Genomic DNA, 8,899 nt, shown 5'->3' on the forward strand with positions numbered 1-8,899 from the left:
TGCCCCGATCAGGTGGGCATTGTCACACGTGCCGGAGAAGTGATTACCCGTAATGGGGGATGGATCTCTGAAGCAGCGCATCACTCCGATGAAGAAAGTAACTGGTTCTTCTCTCGCTTTGAAATTCAGGGTGACTCATTACCGTGTGGCATCGATGAGTTGCGCCGTCAGTTTGAATCTCTGAAAGACGAACTCAAGCTTAATCTGCGATTGATCGATACAACTGAAAAGAAGCAGGTTGTCATTATGGCCAGTAAGGGCAGTCACTGCCTATCTGATCTGCTGGACCGTTGGAAGAGTGGTGATCTGGACTGCGACATTCCGTGCGTGATCTCCAATCATGAAGATATGCGCGGGCTGGTTGAATGGTACGGCATCCCGTTCCATCACGTGGTGATCGAGAAAGACAACAAAGCACCGGGCTTCGCTCAGGTTGAACAGCTGGTGGATGAGTACAAGGCTGATTGTGTGGTACTCGCTCGTTACATGCAGATTCTGCCGCAGGCACTGTGTGAAAAGCTGCGTCATAAGGTGATCAACATTCACCACAGCTTCCTGCCGTCTTTCATCGGTGCGAAACCTTACCATCAGGCATCCCGCCGGGGTGTGAAGCTGATTGGTGCAACCTGCCATTACGTGACCGAGCAGTTAGATGAAGGCCCGATTATTGATCAGGACGTGGTGCGCGTCAGCCACAGCGACAAGGTCGATGATCTGGTGCGTCTTGGTAAAGACGTCGAGAAAAGCGTATTGGCCCGCGGCCTGCGTGCTCATTTGGAAGACCGCATTCTGGTGCACGGTAATAAAACGGTCATCTTCAGCTAAAACAAACATATATCCCGTGTCAGGGCGCGGGATTGTGGAGAATAATAATGACGAAGCAACTACCAACATCTGCACAGGTGGTCATTGTCGGCGGCGGGGTAATCGGCTGCAGTGTGGCATACCACCTGACCAAACTGGGTTTTACCGATGTCGTGCTACTGGAGCGTCGTACGCTCACATGCGGTACAACCTGGCACGCGGCCGGTCTGGTACCTACACTGCGCGCAACTTACAACATGTCCATGCTGGCAAATTACAGTGCCAGCCTGTACGAACAGCTGGAAGCCGAAACCGGACAAGCCACTGGGTTTGTGCGTAACGGCTCGCTAACGGTTGCCACCAATAAAGAGCGTCTGGCGGAACTGAAACGTGGCGCGTCGATGGCGAAAGTTGCGGGCTTTCCGTGTGATGTGATCTCGCCAGAACAGGCCAAAGAGATGTGGCCGTTGCTGAATACCGATGATCTGTTAGGCGCGATTCATCTGCCGATGGACGGTATGGCCAGCCCTGTTGATGTGACGCAGGCACTGGCAAAAGGCGCTCGCATGGGCGGCGCTCAGATCTTTGAAAACTGCAAAGTACTGGATATTAAAACCCGCGATGGTAAAGCATCGGGTGTTGTCACCGAGATGGGTGATATCGACGCCGAATACGTGGTGAACTGTGCCGGTATGTGGGCACGGGAGTTCGGCCGTAAAGCGGGTGTGAACGTACCCCTGCATGCGGCTGAGCACTTCTATGTTGTGACCGAAAATATGCCGGACCTGCAACACGGTTTGCCAACCCTGCGTGATATGGACGGTTACTGCTACTACAAAGAAGATGCGGGCAAGCTGCTGGTTGGTATGTTCGAACCGGGCGCTAAGCCCTGGGGTATGAAAGGTATCCCGGAAGATTTCCATTTTGACCAGTTGCCGGATGATTTTGATCATCTTGAACCGTATCTGGAAGCCGCGATGCACCGTGTGCCGCTGCTGGAACAGACCGGTCTACAAGTGTTCTTCAACGGTCCTGAGGCGTTCACGCCGGACGATCGCTACCACTTGGGTGAAGCACCGGAGTTGCGCAACTACTTCGTGGCGGCGGGCTTTAACTCGGTGGGCATTCAGTCTGCGGGTGGTGCCGGTAAGATGCTGGCGGAGTGGATCCACAAAGGTCATGCCCCACGTGATCTGTGGGATGTGGATATTCGTCGTAACATGCCGTTTCAGGGCACGCAGGATTATCTCTACGACCGTACCACCGAGTCGCTGGGTCTGCTGTATGAAACCCATTTCCCGTTCAAGCAGTTCAAAACCGCCCGTGGCGTGCGTCGCTCCGTCTTGCATGACCAGCTGAAAGCACAAGGTGCTGTGTTTGGTTCTGAGAATGGTTGGGAACGTGCGAACTGGTTTGCGGACGAAGGTCAGACACCGGAGTACGAATACTCATTTGGTCGTCAGAACTGGTTTGGAAACAACAAAGCTGAACACGAAGCCGTACGTAACAGCGTAGGTGTGATGGATCAGTCCTCCTTCTGTAAGTATCAGGTAGAAGGCCCGGATGCGGAAAAATTCCTCAACCGAATCTGTAGTAACAATGTGGCCGTACCTGTTGGCAAGATGGTCTACACCCAGTGGTTGAACGAACGCGGTGGTATTGAAGCCGATGTGACGGTGACCCGTCTGGCGGAAGATCGCTATCTGGTGGTATCCGGTGTGGCGTGTCAGACCCGCGATATGGACTGGCTGCGCCGTCACAAAGAGGGCTACACCGTTGTCGTGACGGATATGACCTCTGCGTATGCCGTAGTGACCGTGATGGGGCCAAACGCGCGTAAAACGTTGAGTAAGATTACCAAGGCGGATCTGTCCCATGAAGGGTTCCCGTTTGCGACCTCCCGTGAGATCGACATGCACTATGCGATGGTCCGTGCGTCACGTATCACCTACGTCGGTGAGCTGGGCTGGGAGCTATATATCCCGACCGAATATGCCCCTTGTGTGTATGACGCAGTCATGGAAGCGGGTGACGAATTTGGTATCCGTCCATACGGTTATCACACCATGAACTCCCTGCGTATGGAGAAGTGCTACCGTCACTGGGGTCACGACATTACGGATGAAGACACCGTACTGGAAGCGGGTTTGAGCTTCGCCTCTGACTTTGAGAAAGAGGGTGGTTTTATCGGTAAAGAAGCGCTGCTGGAACAGAAAGCGAAGGGACCGCTGACCAAACGGTTCGTGGCCTTTGTGTTCGAAAATCCTGAGCCACTGTGTTACCACGAAGAGCCGATCTGGGCAGATGGCAAAATCGTGGGACGCACGACAGCGGGTATGTTCTGCCACACCGTTGGTGCCACTGTCGCAATGGGATATGTGGAGCGCCGGGAAGGTGTGGTAAAAGATTGGCTGGATAGCGCTCACTTCGAAATTGAAGTGGAGTGTGAACGTTATACGGTGAAACCGTCTCTGCGTTCAGTCTTTGATCCAACCATGGAAAAAATTAAGTGCTAGAGGACTGATTTCTAGCCACGATTAGAAGCGCTGCGTGTCCGGGCTAACCAAGGTTCTGTGTCTGGTTGGTTGCTGCAGAATATTGGAGGTGCCCTGAGGCCGGGGCACGTAGTTGCTTCGCCCTAATTTGAACAACCAAGAATCCTATACAAAAGCTGAAAGAACAGGTAGTTTTTCGGCTCTTGTTACACCACAGTTAAATTAAGACATTTTCTTAAGAGGTTTGATTGATGTCCGCCCTGATTCTGGATGGTAAAGCACTGGCGAAAAGCCGCGAAGAACAACTGCGCAGTTCCGTAGAAAAACTGATCGCAGATGGCGGTCGTAAACCAACGCTGGCAACGATATTGGTCGGTGACGATCCAGCATCCGCCACCTATGTGCAGATGAAGATCAATGCGTGCAAACGTGTCGGGATGGGCTCTCTCAGTATCGAAATGCCTGCCAGTACCACCACTGAGCAGCTGTTGGCTGAGATCAACCGCCTGAATAAGGATGCCGCCATCAACGGTATTCTGCTTCAGCACCCTGTGCCGGATCAGATCGACGAGCGCGCCTGCTTCGACAGCATCTCAATCGACAAAGACGTTGATGGTGTGACTACGCAGGGCTTTGGTCGCATGGCGATGGGTGAACCTGCATTCGGTTCCGCAACACCCGCCGGTATTATGACCTTGCTGCGCCATTACGATATCCCGATGTCCGGTAAACATGCGGTTGTGGTTGGCCGTAGTCCTATTCTGGGTAAGCCAATGGCTGCGATGCTGCTGAATGCCAATGCCACCGTAACGATCTGTCACTCCCGCACTGAAGATCTGGCCGAGCAGGTGGGTCGTGCCGATATCATTGTCGGTGCTGTGGGTCGTCCAGAACTGATCAAAGCCGAATGGATCAAAGATGGCGCGGTGGTTGTCGACGCCGGTTATCATCCGGGTGCGATTGGTGATATCGAGAAAACCGGTTTGGAAGATCGAGTGACCGCAATCACCCCGGTTCCCGGTGGTGTTGGTCCAATGACCATCAATGCGTTGATCAGCCAGACGTTGGATTCCGCGTTGCAACGTTTTAATGCGTCTAGCTGATAAGCGATTCCAGAATTAGCAAATGCTCCTAAGGGTCGGAATTCTCCGACTCTTCTGTTTTCCGCGACATCACTCTCAGTTCGCGTTCTAAGCCACATCCCTTTATCGGTTTTTGTCTGACTTTATCACGGCTGTACACCATAATTAGCGAATGCAATTGATATGGGATGGCAGATGACAACCCGTGCCTGTCAGTCAAATACACCAAACGCTATTGAGAGATTGTTATGAAACTGCTTCATAAAAATAATCTGTATTGCTGGAGTGAATTTGATGAAGATCGGAATATCGATTTTCACAGCTATCTGTGGGTGAGGGATGGAGGGAATGTGGTATTTGATCCTTTGCCACTCTCTGAACATGATAAAGCTCATCTGCTCTCTCTTGGTAACGTCAGTCATATTCTGATCTCCAACTCAGATCATATCCGTGCGGCTGAAGCGCTGGCGCATCTGACGGGTGCAGAGATCTGTGGGCCGATGGCGGAGCAGGAAAGCTTCCCGATTGTGTGTTCCCGCTGGCTGGATGAAGGGGATGACCTATTGGGCGGGCTGGATGTGTATCGCTTAGATGGATCAAAAACACCCGGTGAGCTGGCCTTTGTTGTTGAAGGGGATACCTTGATTACCGGTGATTTGATCCGGGCACATAAAGGCGGCGAGCTGTGTATTCTGCCACAGGGAAAACTCAGTCATCCCGACACTGCTGTCGCATCGGTGATGAGGATCGCGGATATTAAAGGGATCAGTGCGGTCTTAACCGGTGATGGCTGGCCCATTTTCCGAGATGCTGATAAGGCGCTGGCCGCGTTAGTGGATGCAATATCGGAGTCTTGACGGAGAAAGAACCGCTATGGGCAACAACGAAGTATTGCTGATTTATGATAAGGAATGTCCGGCCTGTGACAACTATTGCCAAGTGGTCAGAATACGCGAAACAGTGGGGACGCTTCGGCTGATTGATGCCCGTGAAAACAGTGAAGAATTGGAAGAGATCACCGCATTAGGGCTGGATATCGATCAGGGTATGGTGCTGAAATTGGACGGTCAGATCTATTACGGATCGGATGCGATTCATGCTCTGGCGTTGATTAGCAGTCGTTCGGGTCTGTTGAATCGACTGAACTATTACCTGTTTCGATCAAAACGATTGTCACATGTCTTCTATCCCATACTCCGGTTTTTTAGAAACGTCCTACTAAAGGTGCTGGGTAAAACAAAAATCAATAATCTGCACATCGACGGCAATCGTTGGTTCTAACGGATTGCCGCTCTCTGTACCCAATTAATTTCAATCCTTGTCCTGCCCAAACTTACAACGCAAAGCCACCGGTCGGTTCCTGTTCCAGCAGTTCTCGCACTTTTAACAATCCTGACCGTAGGATATCGCGGTTGGCAGGGGAGCTTACCGATAGCCGTACCGCAGGTGGTACTGCTCCACCGGGAGGAACGAATAGCTCGGCGGATTTAAGACTGATCCCGTTTTCCGTGGCGGCTGTGACGAACTCTCCAAGGCGCAGGTGTTCCGGCAGCGTCAGCCAAATATGGAAGCAGCTGTCGCTGGTACGCAGATCAAAGTCTCCCAATATCTCTCGGGTGATCTCCAGACGTACCTTCATCTCTGAGCGAATCTGTGACAGTACCCGTACTGCATCACCGCTTTGAATCAATTCCGTAGCAATACCTGTCAGCAGGGGGCTGGTCATCCAACTGTGGTTTTGCAGGGTGGTGGTCATCTGCTCATAAAGCTGCTGGGGAACCTGTATGTAGCCAACACGGAGTCCTGGCGCCAGACATTTTGACAGCGCCCCGATATGGATGACTTGTTCAGAATCAAGGTTCACAAAAGGGTCGGGGCGTTCTTCGGGTAGCAGGCCATTCACCTCATCTTCAATGAGATAGAGGTTGTGCTTACGGCATACGTCGAGAATAGCGTGACGTCGTTCCAGACTCATCGTTGCTGTCGTCGGATTCTGCAGCGTGGGCATGCTGTAGATCAGACGGGGTTGGTACATGCGACAGGCCGCATCCAATGATTCAGGAATGATCCCTTCATCATCCATCTCTACCGGCTTGAGACTTAATTGGTGCTGCCGTGCCAGGCTGATCAGGCCGGGATAGCTGTATTTTTCGACCAGCAAGGTGTCTCCGGCACGGCAATAGGCATCCAGCGCCATTTGGGTCGCGTGTTGAGCACCTGAACTGAAAAGCAGCCGGTCCGCGGATAGATTGACGCCTTGCTGTTGCAACCAGTTCGCGAGGACTTCACGGTGCTGCATGATGCCTTCGGGCAATTGATACAGCATGAGTTGATTGATGGTTGCAGGGTTTGCCGCCAGATTTTGCATGGCCCGGTTGAGCATATCTGCTCTATCGAGCAGGGGAGGGACGTTGTATCCGAAATGACATTCCAGCTGTGAGGAGTGCGGCGTGTCAAAGGCCCAGTGATTGGTTTCACGTGCACAGACATAGGTGCCTGCGCCAACACGGGCTTCGATCAGACCTCTGCGTTCCGCTTCAGAGTATGCACGGGTCACTGTGCCTACAGTGACACCCAACTGATCAGCCAGTGCACGGTGAGTCGGTAAGCGAACGTTGGCTGACAGCGTACCGTTTTCAATCAGTGTCGCTAATTGATCCGCAACCTGCTTATAACGTGGGCCTGCTTTGTCGGAAAGTGCGATATCTAGGATTGTCATGGTGACAATAAAACCTTTGTCATCGTTTTTATTGTTTGGTAGCTTTGATTGTACCCCTTAAATATACAAATCAACGCATAATTGAAGCCTATCTTATAAATTGTATCGATACAATGTAATTGTTCGAACACGACATGGATCAGCTTTGTATATGCACCTCTCGACATAGGAGACTACCAGAGTGGATATACAGTTAATGCTTTCGGTTGCTTTGTTTGCAACCGTGACATCCGGTACACCCGGTCCCAATAATGTGATGCTGACAGCATCCGGTGCGAACTTTGGTTACTGGCGTACGCTGCCCCATATGGTTGGAATCGTGATCGGTATTTTGGTTATGAATGTACTGGTCGCCGCGGGGCTGGGCGTGGTTTTTGAACGTTATCCGGCGGTGCAATCAACGCTAAAAGTTGCCGCCAGCTCTTATCTTATTTATTTGGCGTGGAAGATCGCGACGGCAGAAACATCGCGGGTGGACGGCGAGAGCGACGCGCAACCAATGAGTTTGATGGGTGGTGCGTTATTTCAGTTTTTGAATCCCAAAGCCTGGATGATGGTGATTACCGCCATCGGTTCATTCACATTAACTGGAGATGACTATTGGATGTCGGTGTTCTGGGTAGCGGTGATTTTCATGCTGATGGGATTTCCATGCATTTCACTATGGGCTGCTTTTGGCACCGTGGTCGGTCGCTTTCTCTCGTCACCTGTAGCAATGCGCTGGTTTAACCTTATTATGGGTGGATTGACTGTGTCGTGCTTGGTGTTTATCTGGCAGTAACGTGTAAAGCCCACCTACTGGGGTGGGCTTTATCGGGCGTAGCGATTAAGAACAGCCGCCGGGACCTGGGTCGGGCAGTATTGGTAGAACCACCGCTTTAATTGCATGAATAATCCCATTATCCGCTTCAACATCTAGCGCGCCTGGAATGAGCTCAGCATCACGCATCAGATTGTCGGTTAACACCGCTGATTTGTGCTTCAGAAAATCCCCTGACAACATTCGAATACGACTTGAACCTAGTACATCAGATGAATCACGGCGTCCGTGTGCCACGTGATACAGCAACACGGTATTTACAACCTGTGGGTCAAGATCTGCCAGACTACAATAACCGAGTGTTAAAACGGTCTGCTCCAGCGCTGCAAAGGCGTCATCAGTGGGGGCGAAAACTGTATATTGGCGTTTTCCGTCCAGCGCATTCAGGATGTCGGCCCTGCCGGGAACATCTTCGGTGAGCAGTGCTATCAAGGTATCAAAGTCGCCCTTAAATGGACTGCCTTCTCCGTTGACTGCGAGGGCTGCATCAACAAGGCTGTAATTATCTTTTGGGCCACGATGGTCGTCGGCCAAGGTGGTCAAAGGCAGTGATAGGGCAATGGCTGCAATAGTTGCACATAGTGTTGTTTTCACGGGTGTTACTCCCATTTTTAGCGGATTGTTCGCATGTTGGGTTCTGTAAAGTGTCCATTTGTGAGTTGTCCTGAGAGTTATCTGTGCATACGTGGGTAAAATTTATACAGATCACGTTGAGGTGATTTTTTGTCGGATAGCTCAGGCTAATCTTCTTAAGCGTTCGGAAAACGGCTTTGATGTGGCAGACCATTAAGAGTCTATGTACAAAGGGAGAGGGGGTGTGCGTTTCGGACTTGCCTGCTTTGTTTTCAATAACCTACATGCAGATTTTGTGTTTTAGGATTAGATATACGCCTTTTGTGCAATAGCGGGAAAAAGACTTGTTAGAAAAGGGCAGATTATTGGATAGGCCGCTTGCACAATTCTGGCGGCGCGAACGCAA

At 51.3% G+C, this 8,899-nt stretch carries 8 protein-coding genes; 6 read left to right on the forward strand and 2 right to left on the reverse strand.

What is annotated here, in order from left to right; genetic code table 11:
• The 5 genes from purU to ABYW01_RS07865 form a co-directional block, all read left to right on the forward strand.
• On the forward strand, window positions 1-825 hold an 825-nt coding region (purU, locus tag ABYW01_RS07845; RefSeq protein WP_372831920.1), incomplete at its 5' end, for a formyltetrahydrofolate deformylase.
• 47 nt (window positions 826-872) lie between these two features.
• The gene (locus tag ABYW01_RS07850) at window positions 873-3,320 is read left to right on the forward strand and encodes an FAD-dependent oxidoreductase (protein ID WP_372831921.1); all 2,448 of its coding nucleotides are present in this window, start codon (window positions 873-875) and stop codon (window positions 3,318-3,320) included.
• A gap of 230 nt (window positions 3,321-3,550) precedes the next feature.
• Complete coding sequence (folD, locus tag ABYW01_RS07855; RefSeq protein WP_372831922.1) at window positions 3,551-4,402, forward strand: bifunctional methylenetetrahydrofolate dehydrogenase/methenyltetrahydrofolate cyclohydrolase FolD; 852 nt, start codon at window positions 3,551-3,553, stop codon at window positions 4,400-4,402.
• Window positions 4,403-4,629: 227 nt separating this feature from the next.
• Window positions 4,630-5,238, forward strand: a complete 609-nt coding sequence (locus ABYW01_RS07860) for an MBL fold metallo-hydrolase (protein ID WP_372831923.1) — start codon at window positions 4,630-4,632, stop codon at window positions 5,236-5,238.
• 16 nt (window positions 5,239-5,254) lie between these two features.
• The gene (locus ABYW01_RS07865) at window positions 5,255-5,662 is read left to right on the forward strand and encodes a DCC1-like thiol-disulfide oxidoreductase family protein (RefSeq protein WP_372831924.1); all 408 of its coding nucleotides are present in this window, start codon (window positions 5,255-5,257) and stop codon (window positions 5,660-5,662) included.
• Window positions 5,663-5,714: 52 nt separating this feature from the next.
• Here ABYW01_RS07865 and ABYW01_RS07870 read toward each other — a convergent pair whose 3' ends face one another.
• Complete coding sequence (locus ABYW01_RS07870; RefSeq protein WP_372831925.1) at window positions 5,715-7,100, reverse strand: PLP-dependent aminotransferase family protein; 1,386 nt, start codon at window positions 7,098-7,100, stop codon at window positions 5,715-5,717.
• Between the two features lie 181 nt (window positions 7,101-7,281).
• Between ABYW01_RS07870 and ABYW01_RS07875 the strand changes: the two genes are divergently transcribed.
• On the forward strand, window positions 7,282-7,881 hold the full coding sequence (locus tag ABYW01_RS07875; RefSeq protein WP_372831926.1) for a LysE family translocator: 600 nt from the start codon (window positions 7,282-7,284) through the stop codon (window positions 7,879-7,881).
• Between the two features lie 45 nt (window positions 7,882-7,926).
• Here ABYW01_RS07875 and ABYW01_RS07880 read toward each other — a convergent pair whose 3' ends face one another.
• Window positions 7,927-8,514 (reverse strand): fasciclin domain-containing protein, encoded by a 588-nt coding sequence (locus tag ABYW01_RS07880; protein WP_372831927.1) that lies wholly within the window; start codon window positions 8,512-8,514, stop codon window positions 7,927-7,929.
• Window positions 8,515-8,899 lie beyond the last annotated feature (385 nt).

The sequence above is a fragment of the Pontibacterium sp. genome (assembly GCF_041587635.1).
Taxonomy (GTDB): domain Bacteria; phylum Pseudomonadota; class Gammaproteobacteria; order Pseudomonadales; family Balneatricaceae; genus Pontibacterium.